The organism is Marinibactrum halimedae (genome assembly GCF_021234875.1).
Classification (GTDB): Bacteria; Pseudomonadota; Gammaproteobacteria; order Pseudomonadales; family Cellvibrionaceae; genus Marinibactrum; species Marinibactrum halimedae.
The window spans coordinates 143260-161351 of the sequence record NZ_JAJQVM010000003.1 but is presented as its reverse complement, the minus strand read 5'-3'; the positions used below and the strand labels follow the sequence as shown (position 1 = coordinate 161351).

General features: G+C 44.4%; 14 protein-coding genes. 7 read left to right on the top strand and 7 right to left on the bottom strand.

What is annotated here, in order from left to right:
• Window positions 1-13 precede the first annotated feature (13 nt).
• From rutC to LU351_RS03005, 6 genes are all read left to right on the top strand, one after another.
• Window positions 14-397: a pyrimidine utilization protein C gene (gene rutC / locus LU351_RS03030; RefSeq protein WP_232592522.1), complete on the top strand. Its 384-nt coding sequence runs from the start codon at window positions 14-16 to the stop codon at window positions 395-397.
• 63 nt (window positions 398-460) lie between these two features.
• Window positions 461-1240, top strand: a complete 780-nt coding sequence (rutD, locus tag LU351_RS03025) for a pyrimidine utilization protein D (RefSeq protein ID WP_232592521.1) — start codon at window positions 461-463, stop codon at window positions 1238-1240.
• Window positions 1241-1273: 33 nt separating this feature from the next.
• Complete coding sequence (locus LU351_RS03020) at window positions 1274-1864, top strand: malonic semialdehyde reductase (protein ID WP_232592520.1); 591 nt, start codon at window positions 1274-1276, stop codon at window positions 1862-1864.
• 32 nt (window positions 1865-1896) lie between these two features.
• On the top strand, window positions 1897-2454 hold the full coding sequence (locus tag LU351_RS03015; protein ID WP_232592519.1) for a flavin reductase: 558 nt from the start codon (window positions 1897-1899) through the stop codon (window positions 2452-2454).
• Between the two features lie 76 nt (window positions 2455-2530).
• Window positions 2531-4021 (top strand): CoA-acylating methylmalonate-semialdehyde dehydrogenase, encoded by a 1491-nt coding sequence (locus LU351_RS03010; protein ID WP_232592518.1) that lies wholly within the window; start codon window positions 2531-2533, stop codon window positions 4019-4021.
• Between the two features lie 107 nt (window positions 4022-4128).
• Window positions 4129-5694, top strand: coding sequence for an NCS1 family nucleobase:cation symporter-1 (locus tag LU351_RS03005; RefSeq protein ID WP_232592517.1), 1566 nt, complete (start codon window positions 4129-4131; stop codon window positions 5692-5694).
• 54 nt (window positions 5695-5748) lie between these two features.
• Here the strand turns inward: LU351_RS03005 and LU351_RS03000 are convergent, their stop codons facing one another.
• From LU351_RS03000 to LU351_RS02970, 7 genes are all read right to left on the bottom strand, one after another.
• Window positions 5749-9024, bottom strand: coding sequence for a PKD domain-containing protein (locus LU351_RS03000; RefSeq protein ID WP_232592516.1), 3276 nt, complete (start codon window positions 9022-9024; stop codon window positions 5749-5751).
• Between the two features lie 294 nt (window positions 9025-9318).
• Window positions 9319-10128: an ABC transporter ATP-binding protein gene (locus LU351_RS02995; RefSeq protein ID WP_232592515.1), complete on the bottom strand. Its 810-nt coding sequence runs from the start codon at window positions 10126-10128 to the stop codon at window positions 9319-9321.
• Window positions 10128-11174, bottom strand: a complete 1047-nt coding sequence (locus tag LU351_RS02990) for a FecCD family ABC transporter permease (RefSeq protein WP_232592514.1) — start codon at window positions 11172-11174, stop codon at window positions 10128-10130. Before LU351_RS02990 ends, LU351_RS02995 begins: the two co-directional genes overlap by 1 nt.
• Window positions 11175-11184: 10 nt before the next feature.
• On the bottom strand, window positions 11185-12159 hold the full coding sequence (locus LU351_RS02985) for a FecCD family ABC transporter permease (RefSeq protein WP_232592513.1): 975 nt from the start codon (window positions 12157-12159) through the stop codon (window positions 11185-11187).
• A 21-nt stretch (window positions 12160-12180) separates the two neighbouring features.
• A complete protein-coding gene (locus tag LU351_RS02980; protein ID WP_232592512.1) occupies window positions 12181-13080 on the bottom strand; it encodes an ABC transporter substrate-binding protein in 900 nt (299 codons plus the stop codon).
• A gap of 214 nt (window positions 13081-13294) precedes the next feature.
• Entirely contained in the window at window positions 13295-16297 is a 3003-nt protein-coding gene (locus LU351_RS02975) for a sensor domain-containing protein (protein ID WP_232592511.1), read from the bottom strand.
• 195 nt (window positions 16298-16492) lie between these two features.
• Window positions 16493-16765: a SlyX family protein gene (locus LU351_RS02970; protein ID WP_232592510.1), complete on the bottom strand. Its 273-nt coding sequence runs from the start codon at window positions 16763-16765 to the stop codon at window positions 16493-16495.
• Window positions 16766-17094: 329 nt separating this feature from the next.
• Between LU351_RS02970 and LU351_RS02965 the strand changes: the two genes are divergently transcribed.
• Window positions 17095-18087 (top strand): UDP-2,3-diacylglucosamine diphosphatase, encoded by a 993-nt coding sequence (locus LU351_RS02965; protein ID WP_232592509.1) that lies wholly within the window; start codon window positions 17095-17097, stop codon window positions 18085-18087.
• Window positions 18088-18092 lie beyond the last annotated feature (5 nt).

Below are 18092 nucleotides of genomic sequence, written 5' to 3'. Positions count from 1 at the left end.
GAAGGTGAATCCTATGAGTAAAAAATCCATCATCCCAGCCGGAACGGGCACCCCTATCGCACCCTTTGTGCCAGGTTCTATGGCAGACAACATTTTGTACGTTTCGGGCACCTTACCCTTTGATAAAGACAACAATGTTGTACATATTGGCGATGCAGAAGCTCAAACACGGCATGTGTTAGAAACCATTAAAGGGGTTATTGAAGAAGCCGGCGGTACTATGGATGACGTTACGTTTAATACCATACTCATTACCGACTGGGCCAACTACGCTGCGGTTAATAAAGTGTATGCAGAATATTTTCCCGGAGAAAAACCCGCGCGTTATTGTATTCAATGTGGGCTTGTTAAACCCGAAGCGTTAATCGAAATCGCCTCCATTGCCCATATAGGCTAAGTTGTTAAGGGCCTACACATTTTCATTGAGTTAAAAAAGCGCTAAACATTGCGGTAAACACTGATGCACTATGAATTACATGGACTAACAGAAAGCAGCGCCCCAACTCTGGTATTTATTTCAGGGCTAGGCGGATCAGCCAATTACTGGAAACCCCAATTACCCGCCTTTATCGACCAGTATCGAGTATTGGTCTATGACCAACTCGGTACAGGACGAAGCCCTGCGACGCTATCAGACCAATACTCTATTCAAGATATGGCCAACGAACTTAAAGAGTTACTTGAATCATTAACGATTCAATGTTGCCATATAATTGGGCACGCTCTTGGCGGGTTGGTTGCGCTACACATCGCCCAAACAAATCCAGAGTTACTGGACAGCATCGTACTGGTAAACGCTTGGAGTCAAATTAATCCACATACGGAACGATGTTTCTCGATACGAAAAGCCATATTAGATAATTGTTCAAAAGAAGATTATCTACACATGCAGGCATTATTGTTGTACCCACCAGACTGGATTGCCAGCAATGTTGAATTGTTGAAAGAAGAAGAGCAACACTGGCTTTCCAACTTTCCCGACAAGTCCAACTTGTTGGCCCGCATTAATGCTTTAAGTGAATTTGATATTGAATCCGAACTGCACTCTATTCATGTCAACAGTTTAATTATCGCCAATAAAGATGACACATTGGTGCCTTGGCAACGTTCTGAAATTTTAGCCGAACATTTACCTCAATCCACTTTCACCCTAATGGATTACGGCGGCCATGCCTGCACGGTGACAGAGCCGAAGAAATTTAATCAAATACTGATAACTCATCTCAATCATAACTTATAAAATTTGCCGTAACTTTATTTTGGAAAATCAACGATGACGACACCACTTAATGATGCTGCATTGGCACAACTGTTTACCGATGCTCACACTCACACGAGCTGGCAAGAGAAATCCATTCCTGAAGAGGTATTACACCAACTGTATGACCTCGTCAAAGTGGGGTCGACCTCAGCCAATTGTTGTCCAGCCCGCTTTGTGTTTATTGCCTCTGACGAAGGCAGAGAAAAGCTCAAACCTTGTTTATCAAGCGGTAATGTGGAACAAACCATGAGTGCGCCTTGCACCATTATTGTGGCGTACGATGAAGAATTTTACGAAGAGTTACCTACCCTATTCCCCTATGCGGATGCGCGTAGCTGGTTCACTTCAAGCCCAGACGCGGCCTATGAAACCGCTATGCGTAACAGCTCACTACAGGGCGCTTATCTGATTAGCGCCGCCCGTGCATTAGGGCTAGATACCGGCGCCATGTCTGGATTCAACCCCGAATTACTCAACCAAACCTTTTTTGAAAACAGCACATGGAAAGTCAATTTTTTACTTAATATCGGTTATGGCGATGGTGAAAAAGTGCATAAGCGCTTACCGCGTTTGAGCTTCGAACAAGCTTGCCAAATCGTTTAATGCACTGACGGCTATTAACAGTGAGAAATTCCATGCCCCTATCCAGTGAAGTGAATATCGAAAAGTACGAATGCCTTTCTCCCGAAGCCTTTCGGGAGGGAATGGCAGGGCTGGCGGCTGCGGTGAACATCATTACAACGGGTGATTCCAATCGTAAAGCTGGCTTTACTGCCACTGCTGTGTGTAGCGTCAGTGACTCGCCGGCAACCTTATTGGTCTGTTTAAATCGCAGCGCATCTGCCTACCCGTATTTTTTGAGTAACGACGCTTTGAGCAACGGCAATTTGGAAAGTACCATTTCGAAAAACACACCGATTGCCATTAACACGTTAAGTGCCAAACAAACAGCTCTTTCTAATTTATTTGGTGGTAAAACCCCCATGGAAGAACGATTTATGGAGGGCGAATGGGAAACCCTAAAAACAGGCGCACCCATATTAAAAGGAGCGGCAATCGCTTTTGACTGCCGAATTAGCGACATAAAAAGCGTCGCGACTCACGATGTAATTTTTTGTGAAGTCTTAGCGATTCAAAAAAATTCCGATTCAGGCTCGTTGCTCTACTACCAACGAAATTATCACGAGCTTTAATCAACGCAATTTTATCTTTATTAGAACATTAGCATTTTTTGTGTGAATTTTTCACCTCTATCAGCAAGGTTATACTATGACGACTATTGGCCATTACATTAACGGTGAATCCGTCGCCCCCGATGGGCGCTCTCAACCTGTTTATAATCCTGCTACCGGACAGACAGAAAAATCCGTCCTTCTAGCATCAAAAGAGACCGTCATAGAGGCCATTGATGCTGCAGAGTCGGCCTTTTCCGAATGGCGAAATACCCCTGCCAGTAAACGTGCTCGGGTGATGTTTCAGTTTAAATATTTATTAGAAAAAAACGCTGACAAAATTATTGAGCTAATTGGGCAAGAACACGGAAAAATCAGCCATGATGCCGCAGGTGAATTACAACGAGGTATCGAAAACGTAGAATTCGCCTGTGCAGCACCTCAATTATTAAAAGGTGAACACAGTAAAAACGTTGGCCCCAATATTGACTCCTGGAGTGAGTTTCAGCCACTGGGTGTTGTTGCGGGTATTACTCCCTTTAATTTTCCTGCGATGGTGCCACTGTGGATGTTTCCTTTGGCCATTGTCTGCGGTAACACGTTTGTTTTAAAACCGTCTGAACGCGACCCCAGTTGCGCCATCTATTTAGCGGAATTATTAAAAGAAGCGGGTCTACCAGACGGCGTATTTAATGTGGTTAATGGCGATAAAGAAGCCGTCGATGTGCTTCTAACGGAACCCCGCATTAAGGCCGTTAGCTTTGTTGGCTCAACCCCCATTGCAGAAAGTATTTATGCCACGGCCAATGCCCATGGCAAACGCTGCCAAGCCCTGGGTGGGGCCAAAAACCACGCAATTGTGATGCCCGATGCGGATATTGATAACGCAGTAAATCAACTACTGGGGGCGGCATTCGGCTCTTCCGGTGAACGCTGCATGGCACTGTCTGTTGTGGTCGCGGTAGGGGAAGAAACCGCCAATCAATTAGTGGATAAATTGAGTGCAGCGATGGCAGATTTACGAGTTGGCCCAGCACAAGATGCGGATAATGATTTTGGCCCATTGATCACCCACGAACACAAAACCAAAGTTAAAGCCTATATTACCAGTGCCGAACAACAAGGGGCAGACATCGTTGTGGATGGTCGTAATATTCAAGTGAAGGGTTATGAAAATGGTTTTTTTGTCGGTGCAACCTTAATCGATAAAGTAATGCCCTCCATGGAAAGCTATCAAGCCGAAATATTTGGGCCGGTATTGCAAGTCATTCGAGTTGATTCCATGAATACTGCCATGCAACTGATTGATGGGCATGAGTATGGCAATGGTACTTGTATTTTCACTCGCGACGGGGAAGCCGCTCGGTATTTTTCCGATCATATTCAAGTGGGCATGGTAGGAATTAATGTACCGCTTCCGGTTCCTGTTGCTTATCACAGTTTCGGTGGATGGAAACGATCCCTTTTCGGTGATTTGCATGCTTATGGCCCAGACGGTGTTCGCTTCTATACTAAGCGAAAAACCATCACCCAACGCTGGCCCTCCAGTGGCGTCAGAGAAGGTGCGAGTTTTGCATTCCCCAGTTAAAGGGTAAAACGCGTCTGGCAAAAATAAGTTGATAGGTGCCGTTTTATAAGCACCTATTCAAAAACTTTTTCCTGATGCGCCCCCGTAATGAAACAGGAAAGCAAACCATGCACCAAAATCGCAACCCTAGCTCCGGTAGTCATAGCGACAGTAGTAACCACAATAGTAACTACAGTAGTAACTACAGTAGTAACTACGATACCGACTTATGGAACGAAGATTTAGCGCCGACAACACTAGAACAGCGTAATTGGAATTGGTTTCATTATGCTTCGCTCTGGGTTGCGATGGTCGTTTGTGTTCCCACCTATATGATTGCAGCGGGACTGGTTTCCGAAGGGATGAATTGGTGGCAAGCCATTGCTACCGTTCTTCTAGGAAATATGATTGTCTTAGTTCCGATGGTGATGATTGGGCACGCAGGCGCAAAACACGGCTTACCCTTTCCTGTTTTATTACGTTCCGCTTTTGGTACAAAAGGCGCTCGAATTCCGGCGGTTGCAAGAGGTTTGGTTGCCTGTGGATGGTTTGGCATACAAACGTGGGTAGGAGGTTCCGCGATTTATGTCATTCTCAATGCGCTTACCGGCAATACTTTTCATGGTACAACCCTGCCTTTTCTCGGCATTGATATCGCGCAAACACTTTGCTTTTTCGCCTTTTGGTTAATTCATATTTTCTTTATTCGATCAGGGACACAATCTATTCGCTGGCTCGAAAGCTATTGCGCTCCGTTTCTTATTCTTATGGGGTTAGCTTTATTATTTTGGGCCTACCAAAAAGCGGGTGGATTTGGTGAAATGTTATCGGCACCATCGCAATTCGGGGAAGGTGCTCCTAAAGAAGGGAAGTTTTTATCCGTATTCTTCTCAAGCCTTACCGCGATGGTAGGATTTTGGGCGACCGTCGCCTTAAATATTCCCGACTTTACACGTTTTGCAAAATCACAAAAAGATCAAATTCTTGGCCAAGCCGTCGGCTTACCTTTGCCCATGGCTCTGTTTGCTTTTATCGGTGTGGCCGTTACCTCAGCCACCGTAACCATTTACGGCGAAGCGATTTGGGACCCGGTTGTACTTACCAGCAAAATGGGCGGTATTAGTGTGGTAATTGCGTTGTTTGCCCTAGCACTTTCAACCTTAACCACCAATTTAGCCGCGAATGTTGTGGCACCGGCGTATGGTTTCTCTAACCTCAACCCAAGCAAAATCAGCTTTAAAATGGGTGGGTACATTACCGCAGGCATTGGGCTGGCAATGTTTCCTTGGAAATTATTGGAATCGTCTGGTGGGTTTATCTTTACTTGGTTAATTGGCTATTCTGCTTTACTGGGGCCCATTGCCGGCATTTTAATGGCCGATTATTTTATCGTTAAAAAATGCGATTTGGAAATTGATGCACTTTTTCGCCACGACGGGCAATATGGCGCCAATAACGGCTGGAACTGGAATGGTATTATTGCCTTTATTGCGGGTGTACTGCCTAATTTACCCGGCTTTTTTCATACGGCAGGCTTTATAAAAAACGTACCGATTATTTTTGACATTCTCTATCAATACGCCTGGTTTACCGGTTTATTTATTGCTGGAGCGCTTTACCTTTTAATGACAAAATTTTCACAAAACACAAGCATGGCATCAAACCAACACCTCTTTGAGGCCGAAAAAGGTTAGAGGTAAAACTCTAACCTAACTCACCGACAACCATCCCATCCTTGGAAAAAATACCTATTCCGCTCTTATGCTATAACTCATGGTTTGGTCGTTCACCTCCACCCAATACCGCCCCCGTACACTGGTATAGATGTCCGCTCCATTACCATCAAGACGCCCATCATTTTGATTATCACCATAATTCTCCGACCAATCACCATTCACATCCACTTTAAAGCGCTGATCCGATTGGCCAGAAAAATCGACTAAGACTGCCCAACGATGGTGATCAATCAATGACATTTCTGTCACGCCCCAACCATTCGGCGTTCCTCGAAAATAAAGCTGCGAGAAATTTTTCCGTAATTCGTCATCGGGCCCATCAGAGACCTGCTCCAATTGATAAGACAAGGTTTCATCATTCACGGTTAACCGATACACCCCTGTCACACTGGTATAGATATCACCGCCACCGCCATCAAGAACACCATCACCATTGTTATCGCCGTAATTGTCTCGCCAGTCCCCGTACAAGTCGACTTTATATCGTTGATTATTACGGCCATCTAACTCTATTTCTATTTGCCAAGTATGATCAGCCACCAAGACCATCTCGCTTGTGCCCCAATTATTTGGCGTACCGCGAAAATAAAGACTTGGGAAATTTTGATCATAATCCGTTGGTATATCATCCCCTTCTAGGGTGATGGTCACCGATGTGCTATTTGAAGCACCTTCGTTATCCGTGACAGTCAGTTCAATGATTTGAGTTTGATCAGCGATAAACTCAATCACCTCCGTACTCTCCCCCGTACTCCATTGGTATGCCACAATTTCACCATCATCATCGTTGGAGGCTCGGCCATCCAACACCACGGTATCTCCTTTTTGAACAATCAAATTTCCGGGTTGAATAACAGCTTGTGGCGGCAGGTTAAATGAAACATCGTCGGTAAAAAATGGATGCTCTCCAGTGATTGGCCCATTGATGTCTTCTACCAATTTCCCATCGCTATTTCGACGATAACGCCCTGTACCCACATAAACTTGCTGAATATCACTACGAGTGATATTGCCACGAGAATCCCGCGCCTCAATATAATAATCCAGCAACGTATCTTGGTATTGATTGAAATAGGCATAATACAAATCGCCAATGTCTTCAGCGGGCACAACATTAAATGTCGCCTGGCCAGAAGGTTGCCACGGCACACCGTTAATAACCGAAGATAAATCACGACGCTGCAACGGATAACTCGCCCACTCACCCACATTATTGGGGTTCACATTCGGGTCATTCGCATGTCGCTCAGGATGATACAGTTGGTAGGTTTTATCGGTGGCGCTGGCGCTTTTATTTTTATGTTCGCGTACTTTTACCGAAATCGATGATAGACCACTCACATCAAAGGCATAAGTGTAAATCGCAAAGGTGGTGTTCATGTACATGGTTGCCCACCCTTCTGCCTTGGAATTATTCACACTTCCCGGATTGTAAGGGTAGCGTTGCGGCCACCATATAGAGGGCCCAGTTCGATCATCAGCGCGATGGTCAGCAACGTACGGTTTCGAAAAATACAACGATTGATTAAACGAAATCGTCGGTTTAACGTTATCGTCAACATTTTCATCGTAGTAACCAAATCCAGAATCAATGGATGCAATTAAAAAATACCACGCCAATTCTGCAGGATTAGCACCACCGGCATAATCGTTATTTTCATCCCCTTTTACAGGGTAACTCATCATCCATGGGTTAAGCTGATTACCGCTATAAGTCACTTCTCGGTCTAAGGTAGATGAGGGCGACCAATAATTGGGGTGCGAATCTAACCAAATTTGCTCAGCCGTTTTGGCGTAGTTTTCTGCCGCTTGCAGTAAAGCAAAATTTCTTTCTAAATAGTGATACCCCATTTCCAGTGACGGCATATGGGATCGCTTGCTGCCATTTTCGGCAAACAATTGAGGAAAGTTTGTGCCATTGGCAGTATTAAATGCCGATAATTGCGCATCCCACACTCCCATGGGCAAATGCCAGTGATACCAAGTCGGATCAGCAGAAGAGTCTCGTGTATCAATCCACGATCCATCTTGCACATGAACGACATCATTAGCGGGTATCGGATTTACCCTCAGGTACTCTTCAACCCCCATGCCCGTCACACCGGATTCCGCATAAGTCACCCGGCCCGAATTGGCCCACGTACCCCCATCACCGGCACGACCAGAAGAGTTATCGCCATCGTGGGCAATCACAAAGTATTGCTGACGACCTAAGGACCTCGCATCACCTTCAAATTCTTTTAAAAACCCCGCTGAAACCGAACCTTGATAACCTTCTTCCCACGAGCTGGCCTGCTCCACAGGAATACCCGCCACTTTATAAACTTGCGCTGTTTCTGGATCCACGTATTGCACCCAGTGAGGTATGGAGGCAAAAGGAAATTTATTGTGAGTCACTTGTTGTTCATTAAACATCTGAATGGATTTCCACCGACCGACTGAGCTTTCATTTTGAAGGTCAGCGCGATTCGGCGGGGAAATTAATGTATCCACACCCGGGTCATTTAAGTACGGGTAATCTTGCAATGTACGTGAATAATGAACATTACCCAGTACCGACCACTCGATGTCCAGCTTGCTTAAAGTAGGAATAATTCTTTCTGAAAAACCCAATTCCGTTGGGAAAAAGCCTTTGGATTTTTTAAATTGAGAGCCAATAAAATACGGCTGTGCTAATGTGGCACGCTGATAAACAATATCTTTTAATAAGTAATCTCGCCCCACCAACGGCCCCATCGAGTGATGACCGGAAAAATTAATTGTATCCAACGCGTTAAACCCATTGGCGGTTTTAACCGAGTTTTGAGTATTACGCCATGCGCTCCCCCACCCCAAGTTATAGCCGGATAAATTGCCAAGTTCAGCAAAGCTTTGTACGTTATTAATCACCGAGCCAGACATGGTTACGTGCGTTTGACTCAATGGGTGATTACGGCGATTTTGATTAACCGTTTCCATCGGCCAATTTAAGTAAGCCCCTCTTTTTGCATGGTGGGAATAATAACTAATTAAATCATCGTGCGGCATCGGTTGTCCGCTACCCGGAATGTAAAAAGAATAATCGGGGCCAGGATTTTTTTTCAACTCAACGACCTGGCCATCATAGGTATAACGAATCGATGCACCGATTGGCGTTGCGGCATAGGTCATTACATCATAATAGGGCCAGAAATTTGGCATATGATTGTGGTATATATGCGTCGCTGCAATTTCAGCTTGAGCGATAGGAGTGAAATACACCCCTGCACACATTAAGCACGATGCAATACGCTGATAACGAATAGACATGATAAACTCACCGACACAGGACGTGTCATTGAACTTGATTTTAAAGGCTAGGCGTTAAGATTAACTCAGCAACCAATAAAACCAGAATATTGAAATGCCCAATAATTATTATAATATTGTACTAATGTTTGCATTAATGTTTGTACTGCTGACTTGTACTACTGGGCGCCAAAGTTGCCCCAATAAAAAAGGCAACTTTATGAGATTATCTAAATTTTAGAAAAAAGAGTGATGAATACGAATGCATTCAAAAGGAATTTAAGCTATCTGAAATAAACAATACTTTGAATAAGGTTATTCACACAGTGTTTTCGGTATGATCATGGGGTACGAGTAACCGGGCTGAGAAACAATATCACAATCGACTTTGTATAAATCTCGTATCAATGACTTATCGATGACCTTTTCCGGCGCCCCTTCTGCCACAATTTTCCCTCCCACCATGGCAATAAGGTGATCGGCAAAGCGACAAGCCATATTAATATCGTGTATCACCATCACGATGGTTTTTCCTTGCTCATTTAGACGTTTAATAAGCTCCAAAACCTCTAATTCGTGGCCAAGATCTAACGCAGAAGTCGGCTCATCCAATAATAAAATTGATGTATCTTGTGCAACGGTCATAGCAATCCAAGCACGCTGTCGCTGGCCGCCCGAAAGCGTTTCCAGTTTACGATCTTGAATATCCGTTAAATCGGCTGAGGCAATGGCCATGTTGACAATACTTTCGTCTTCCTTCGTCCATTGTCGAAATAAACCCTGATGCGGATGACGACCAAACTCCACCAACTCTCGGACGGTAATGCCATCTGGCGCTTGGTTATCCTGCGGCATTAGACCAATGTGTTTGGCGACTTCTCGTGAAGGGAGTTGTTTTACATCTTTACCATCCAACAAAACCTGCCCCGCTTTTGGGGTTAAAATCCGTGATAATCCTTTCAATAAAGTGGATTTTCCACAGCCATTTGGCCCAACAATGGCACTAATCGATCCAGGTTGTAAACGAACGGAAAGCCGCTCAATAATCAGTGTGTCATCGTGTCCTAAAGAAAGCTCGCTCGCCTCCATTAAGTGCAATGGTAAATCAGAATGTACAGAGGCCATTAAATGCTTCCTTTAGGCTGTCGAGTTAACAACCAGAGTAAATAGGGGCTACCCACAATCGCCGTGACCATACCAACGGGTAATTCCAAGGGGGCAAAAGCCGTTCTTCCAATTAAATCTGCCAGTATCATGAAAATGGAACCAACCAGGCAGGTCGCCAATAAGGGAATTTTGTGTTGTCCCAATAAGCGCCTCGCTACTTCTGGCCCCAATAAAGAAATAAACCCAACAGGCCCAACAACCGACACCGCCAGTGCCGTGGTCACCACAGACAACACCAAACAAAACAGGCGCATTTTATCGATGGAGCAGCCGAGAACAATGGCTCTGGCATCGGAAAACTGCATGATCTGCAATGTTCGCCTAAAGAATAAAGTGATAATAAAACTGATTAAGATGCCCACGCTGGCAATCTTTAACGCTTCTACTGAAGGCGTATTAAGACTGCCTACTGTCCAGGCAAAGGCTTGATTAACAAAATCGATATTGGTTCGGCTTAAAACCAACTGAGTCATGGCACTGGCGATGGCACCAATACCGAGCCCAGTAATAATAAAGCGGTGACCTTGCGTACCAGTGCCACGAGCCACTACCAAAATCAGTGACGCAGTCACAAACGCACCCAATAGCGCCAGCCAATGAGGGGCAATGGCCCAACCGGCCGTTAAGCCGATAACCACAAAAGTCGTTGAGGCACTGTCGATACCAATAATACTGGGCGTTGCTAAACGATTTCTCGCCAAAATCTGCATTAGCAAACCCGCCAAGGCAAACCCGGCGCCAGTCACTATGGCCGACAATACACGAGGCAGGCGAATTTCCACCACCATAAACTGCAGTAAAGGGTCTCCTTCACCCAATAAGATGCTTTGCAGCTGTTCCAAACTGAGCGAGACGGTACCCAACATCAATGCCGAACAAGCTACCAATAACAACAGCAGCATTAACCCGATGACTGGCATATTTTGAAATACAGACGTTCGGAAACGAGACTGACGAGAAACCGTCTTGTTCTCACTCTTTTTTATCTCTGATAAAACATTCACAGCCGCTTACCTATAACCGGGGAATACGTTTAGTGTGCACAAGAAAAAGTAAGACTGGCGCACCAATCAACGTAGTCAAAACACCCACGGGTAACTCTGAAGGGGGAACAATAACGCGACAAATAATATCGGCAAACACTAATAAACAGGGGCCCAGCAATAAACATTGCCAGAGGTATCGACGGATATCCGTTCCTGCAATCGCGCGGGCGGTAAAAGGAACAACCAACCCAACAAAAATAAGAGGGCCAGCCACTGCGGTTGCAGCGCCAACCAATAAAGCCACCGCAATAATAATCACCATTCGGATCTTATTTGGGTTGTGCCCCAGGCCCACCGCCACCGTTTCCCCCAAGCCAATCGAGGCAAGCGGCCTGATAAATACCGCAACAATAAGACCGGCAATCACCAAAGACGGCATCACATGATATAACGTATTAACATTGCGCCCAGCAACACTGCCCATGATCCAGAAGCGAATTTCATCGGCAACTCGATCATCCAGCATCAAAATAATGGCCGTTGAAGAAAGCAAAAGAGCGGATAAGGTCGCCCCGGTCAACACCAATCGCACCGGGTCATTCGCCAAATTTTGGGTCTGGCTAATCCAAATCACGAGAAGGCAACCCACCAGCGCACCGATTTGCGCAGGCCACACGGAAAGGTCTGCCGCCCCAGCGCCGAACAAAATGGCCAAACCAATGGCGAAGGCACTGCCCGCACTGACCCCCATCAACCCAGGCTCAGCCAAAGGGTTTTTGGTTAAGGTTTGCATTAACGCACCGGCAACGGCTAGGCATACGCCAACGACCAGGGCCATCAGTGTTCGACTAAACCGCAACTCCCAAACGACAAAGCGTGCGGTCTCAGACCCTTGATTTCCAAGAGCCGCTAGCGCGTCAACGAAGGGAACATTACCCGAACCAATGAGCATGCTGGCAAATAACATCACCAGCAATAAGCAGAGGCTTAACAATAATCTCATGTTTACGCTCACCCAATAGATCTAGTTGGGCTTTTGTGTTGATAGCACTTGCTGTTGTAAATCATCTAAGATCGCTTTAGCAGACAGCGGGCCTGACGAACTGGTCCAAAGCTGTCCATCGACCACTATGACACGATTGTTTTTGACGGCTTCTAATCGTGTAAAGGCGGGTGATAACTTGGCCGTTTGTAATGCCTTGTTACCATCTTGGTTAACGCTGGATAAAAATAACCATTGCGCATTAATTAAGTTCAGGTTTTCTTGACTCAACGGGTCACTGTGAGGACGACCAGCCTTAATGGCCTCTTTTCCTTTGAGCTGAAAGCCTACCTGCGCCAAGATTTGTGCAGAATTGATATCGGGAGACATCAACAATGGCCCTTGTGGCGTCCAGCGAACTAACGTAGCGGTAAGGCCTTCTTGTCCCAATTGGTTTTTTGTCGAAGTAATACGCTGATCAAGATTAATCAATATTTTTTCAAGCTCAACTGATTTCCCCAACGCTTGAGCATACACTCTAGAATTATTTTTCCAAGCGTCTTTAGATAAGAGTTTAACGGCAGGAACAATCGTTGGTGCTAATTTAGAAAGTAAATTGTATTGCCGTTTTTGCATGGTTGGAGAAGCCAGAATTAAATCAGGTCTTAATGCAAGAATAGCTTCAATATTGATTTCTCTGGCTGTTCCCACAATAGTAATCTCGGGAACTGAGTCTGCCAAATACGTTGCCACCCCCTTCCCCCCTCTGGTCGCAATAGCACCAAGAGGCTCGATACCCAAGGCCACCGCTGCATCCAGTGCGCCTTCATGCAAAGTGACCACACGCTTGATACCCTCTGGGACGTCTATCTGGCCATATTGAGTCTGTACTAATCTATTTTCAGCCCAAAGAGGAGAAACAAAACCTAGTGATACTGCCAAAAGCACAGTATGAAAAATGAACCCTATTACGCGACTAAGATAAAGAGAAAATTTCAAGGCCAGCTCTTCCAGTGAAATTAAAAGTCAAAATGGAACGCCTGCAAATAACTTCACACCGGTTTTGCAACATCTACCTTCCTGCGTCAGCGCCCAAAAAATGAAGAGATAGGATACTAATCTACCAGCTCTAAGAAGAGCAAGGAGATGATTACAGTCAATGATCTTCTTTCAATCTCCATTGTTGATTTTCATTCAGCCATCCTTCAATGGCCGACTCTTCCAAAGGGTGACCGATGTAAAAGCCTTGTGCCTGATCACAATTTAACTCCCCTAAACGCTTAAGCGTCTCTAAATTCTCCACACCTTCTGCAATAACTTTTAGGCCCAAATTGTGAGCAAGATTAATAGTAGAACGTACAATGATTTCATCCTGTTCATCCGAGAGCATATTCACCACGAAGGAATAATCTACCTTCAAAGTACTTACTGGCAATCGCTTTAAATAGACTAATGAAGAGTATCCCGTACCAAAATCATCAATCGACATTTTAATACCGTGGTCATGCAAACCATTCAAGACCTCTTGTACTAGCTTAGGGTCTGACATGATCACAGTTTCAGTCAGCTCTAATTCTAGGCAACTCGGTGGCAACTCATAATTTGCCATAGACTGTATAATACTTTCGACCAAACCTTGGTCATGCAAATTTCTCACAGACAAATTCACAGCCAAAGTGACATTAAAGCCTTTATCTCGCCAACGTCGCAACTGTGTAAACGCGGCATCCAATACCCAGGATGTTAAAGGTCGAATAAAGTTGGAAGATTCTGCCAAAGGGATAAATTCGTCTGGCTTAACATTGCCCAATGCAGGGTGTTGCCAACGTAATAAGGCTTCAAACCCAACCAACGTCTGAGACTGAATGTCCACTTTCGGTTGATATACTAACCTTAACTGATTTTCCCATATACCTCGGTGTAAATCTGATAGCAATGCAATCCGCTTAGGTGTCATGGAATTAAACGAGGCGTTGTAAGGTAAAATAGAGTGACCCTGCTCTTTGGCATGGTATAAAGCAGAATCAGCTGCTCGCATTAATGAAGAAAAATCTTTCGCATGAACAGGCGCATAAGAGACACCTATGCTGGCACCCACACCCGAGTTAAATACACCCAGTTCAAAAGATTGAGAAAGCGACGCCAATATCGCTTGTGCGGCCCCCAAAATAATCGTTTCAGATTTTTCCACAAGGTAAACTGCAAACTCATCTCCGCCCAATTTTGCCGCCATTCCATTGTATTCACGACAGATATTGTAAATCCGTTGCGCCACTTTTTTTAATACGCCATCACCGACTTGATGCCCCAAAGATGAATTTAATTCCTTAAATCGATCAATATTAATGATCATCAAACCCAATATTTGACGCTCATTAACTTTCTTTAAAACTCGCTCTATAGACTTTTGTAATTTATTTCGATTAGGCAACCCTGTTAAACTATCATAATTAGCATGTCGTTCTAATTGTTCAAAATACAGATGCCGATCAGTGACATCAGCACAAGTCACCCACACAGAAACCAATAAATCACGCTCCAACTCACCATAGGCACTGACATTCAACCACCGGAGTTTTCCCAAAACATCAATGTATTCCAATTCAAACGACCCAATTTTATAATTATTATTAATAAACATCTGTGCCCACCGGCTTATACTGGCACGACCAAGTAAACTGACCAGCGACTGACCTTCACATTCCTCAGGTTGATCAAAGCCAAAAAACGTGGAAAAAGTGGCATTACACTCAGCAATAAACATGTTTTCAATCATCAGCTCTGTGCGTTCAGCAACAGATAAATTCAATGGCAACGCTTTTGTCACCAATAGCTGACAAATTCCTTCTTGGCTGTTTCTGACAAAATTTCGATATTTTTTTTCACTGGCTTTCAAAACCAATTGCTGTTGTGATGACTCAGTGACATCCGTTGCAATCAGTAAAACACCTCTTGCTTCTATTTTGTCAGCCGATACTTCTATTTTTGTAGTCGATGACTCTATTTTTTTAATCGATGACTCTATGGATAACCCTTCCACGGGAGATGTTTCTGTAGAAGACGTTGATGTTAAAGCACTAATAGAAGAAGAGCCTGTAGGTATGACATCCAACCGATACCAACGAACATTACCCGTAACCACATGCTCAATTAATTGACTCATGCTACTCTTGCCGCTATTGAAAGCTTGCTCAATAGACTGAGTCAATGACGGTTGTCCATACCCTGGAAAATATTCTAACAAAGGTTGCTTTCTTTCTTGCGTATTTGTGACATGTGCATTGGAGTATTCAGCAAAGCTACGATTAATACTGACCACATTTAAATTTGAATCTAGGTACATGACCAATGACGGTAAATGATCAATCACTGTTTGCAATTGTTGATGCTGTATTTCAGCGGTATGCTCATGGGCTTTTTGTCGAGTGATATTAATAAAAATACCACCCACCGCAAAAACTCTACCTTGACTATTACTTACAGGGAAGCGATTGCATAAATACGTCACACCAACCACCACCTCTTCACTGGCCACCAAGGTCCCAAGCGATAGTGCCTTATGTTCTTGCTCTTTATAAATTTGAGATAACTGCCGATGAGCGCCCACTAAATTAATATGCTGATCATCAAACCCATATAACTCTTCAGGGGTTCGATCAAAAATTGCAGCGAAAGCAGGGTTTACGTACAAATAAAAACCGTTGAGGTCCTTAACGTACACAGGTGTCTCGGTATGATTCAGCACACAACTCAATACCCCAGAACTGTCTATACCCGATAGCATCAGCCCAGAGATTAAACGGGCTGACGCCTGAGTTTCTGGGCTTCCCAGCATCCGGTAAGGCATTAATGCCCCATACAAACGAATGTGCGTCTGGAAATCTAAAGGGGTTTGCGAACGATAAGCTTCTTCGGCAGCGATCAAAAACGCCTCGACATGCTCATCATCTAGGCACTCAAAAACATCCAGCTCCGTTAGCGTACTTTCACTCTCCCCTCCATCAATGCCAGCACGAATTCCGAGCTCTTGCGAGTAAGACATCACATGACGATCAAGATCAAAGGTCCATACGATTGCACCCAGCGTTCCCAGTGCTGACATCAACATGTGATGATGTTCAGTTGAAGGTGGAACAGCCCGTGGCTGTACTTTCGTCATATCATTCCCCGCAATACACCTATCATTACCACACACCTGGCCATTAACTGGCTGAAAGTACAAAATACCATCTCATATCTCGATACTTCAGATGCTTACCTCATTAGAGTAGGTGAATATACGCGACCTGTACGTGAAGAAACGCTAGGCTTTTCACAGCGCCTTATTAGCCATTCTCTTAATTTGGGAGGTAAATCAATAATGCGGCGGCTTCTCATCTGTCACAGGGACTTTTTGCTGCATCCAATACTCAAGATCTTTCCATTTTGATACCACAAAAGCCAATTGCTCAGAAAGGCGTTTGATATCTTGATCTTGACGGTGAATAACCTCATCCAATTGCGCAATTGTATCTTCTTGAAAACTCACACGCGCTTGCAAATCGTAAACATGTTCTTGCAGCTCCTTAGTCATCGTACTATCCAATGCAGGCTCGTCGCGCTCAACATCCAACCCACTTGTTTTCATAACCGTTGCTCCTTTATGAAAAATTTTTTCATGAGGTTTTCTCCTAATGAGATAACTTCTTCAAAACTGAGTACTCAATCTTTTAGCGGTACTCTTTAGTAGTGCTCTTTAGTAGTACTATTTAGTAGTACTATTTAGTAATACTCTGCTTTTTAATGGCTCTTTTAAAATCCACCCGCAAGATTAGAACACAATCTGGAGTAGACTCAAAAACAAGACTATACCTGTCAATGTGCGGCCTTAAGCGCCTCTAAAATCCTCATAACTTTCATAATTTGGTTAAAAAAAAGTCACGCAAATGTCATCAAGGATCAGCATCCTTTTGCGATATGAATACATCAGCCAATCATGCCGCTTCTGCCAAAACATCCAAGTGTTTACGCACTCCAACGCACCCTGACGACCATTCATCAGAACACAACCAACCGCGTTTGATGAGCGAATCTGTAGATGCCACCCCCACCCCTTCAACTAAAAAACAGGAAGGCGATGGGGGCAAGCCACTCAAATATCGCGCAATATGGATTTCAGATGTGCATCTAGGCACTAAAGACTGTAAAGCTGATGCTCTGAACGATTTTTTGAAAAGTCACCGTTGTGACATGTTGTACATCGTCGGTGATTTTATTGATGGCTGGCGAATGAGTAAGAAGATTCACTGGCGTAAATCCTATACTCGAATTATTCGCCGGCTGCTGAAGATTTCCAAGCGGGGAACGCCGGTGTATTACGTGACGGGAAATCATGATGAATTCTTGCGTAAATATGCCAATAATCGTTTTGACAATATCCACTTGCTCAACAGAACCACCCATATTACCGCAGACCAACGACGCTTATTGGTTATTCATGGAGATCAATTCGATGGCGTTACACGAGCCCACCGATTTTTAAAGTGGGTGGGTGACTGGGGTTACGATTTATTGATGTTTTTAAACCGACAGTTTAATCGGTGGCGTGCAAAGTACGGATATGGGTACTGGTCGTTTGCCGGTTTTTTGAAAAGTCACATCAAGCGTGCTCAAACCTATATTATTGACTATGAAAAAGCCGCCTCCCATATGGCGGCAAAACAAGGTTATGATGGTATCGTCTGTGGCCATATTCATCACGCCGCAATCAAACATGTCAACAATGTTGACTATTACAATACAGGAGACTGGGTAGAGTCCTGTACTGCGCTTTTAGAACACAGCAACGGACATATTGAACTGATTGAATGGCTGCCTGACCGCCATCCACCGAAAGCCAGCCGCGAGAAAGCCTCTGAAAGAAACAAAGCGCCAGAGAAAAACGCACAGACACTAGAACCTTCTCTCTAAACGTC